Below are 565 nucleotides of genomic sequence, written 5' to 3'. Positions count from 1 at the left end.
GTAGGGTCAGCGACTGGGGTGAAGTCGTAACAAGGTAGCCGTAGGGGAACCTGCGGCTGGATCACCTCCTTTCTAAGGAAGCCTGGATATTGCAAGATGCCGGACACGCTCCGGATGAGCTTACCAATGCTTTTTAGAACATAGATGGCACCAGTCAGGTGACCATCGAAACGCAATACGCCACGGAAGTGCTTCGGCACTCGGATGGTATGGCGAACTGCGCCGTCCACGTTTCTCTTTCTTCATGAAGACAAAACCGTAAACCCTTTCATCGAGATTGGGCCTGTAGCTCAGTTGGTTAGAGCACACGCTTGATAAGCGTGGGGTCGGAAGTTCAAGTCTTCCCAGGCCCACCATTCACTTCGAGTGATTGTTGGATTTGGGTGCTTTGAGCGCCTTGAAGGGATTATGGATTGTTGCCGAGCCTTGGATGGAAACGTCTGGGGTGATCGAGCTGGAGGGGGCTGTAGCTCAGCTGGGAGAGCACCTGCTTTGCAAGCAGGGGGTCAGCGGTTCGATCCCGCTCAGCTCCACCAAATCGATGGTGTCGAGCCTGAGGGTTTTG

General features: G+C 54.2%; 2 tRNA genes and 1 rRNA gene. All 3 read left to right on the top strand.

Annotated features, from left to right (window positions below):
• Positions 1-72, top strand: a 16S ribosomal RNA gene (locus QTL96_RS22635); the annotation flags it as partial.
• Between the two features lie 207 nt (positions 73-279).
• A tRNA-Ile gene (locus tag QTL96_RS22630) sits at positions 280-356 on the top strand.
• Positions 357-460: 104 nt separating this feature from the next.
• Positions 461-536, top strand: a tRNA-Ala gene (locus QTL96_RS22625).
• The last annotated feature ends 29 nt before the right edge of the window (positions 537-565 follow it).

This window comes from Rhizobium sp. S163 (assembly GCF_030380805.1).
Lineage (GTDB): Bacteria > Pseudomonadota > Alphaproteobacteria > Rhizobiales > Rhizobiaceae > Rhizobium.
Note: the sequence above shows the minus strand (reverse complement) of the source record. Positions and strands in the feature narration are given on the sequence as shown.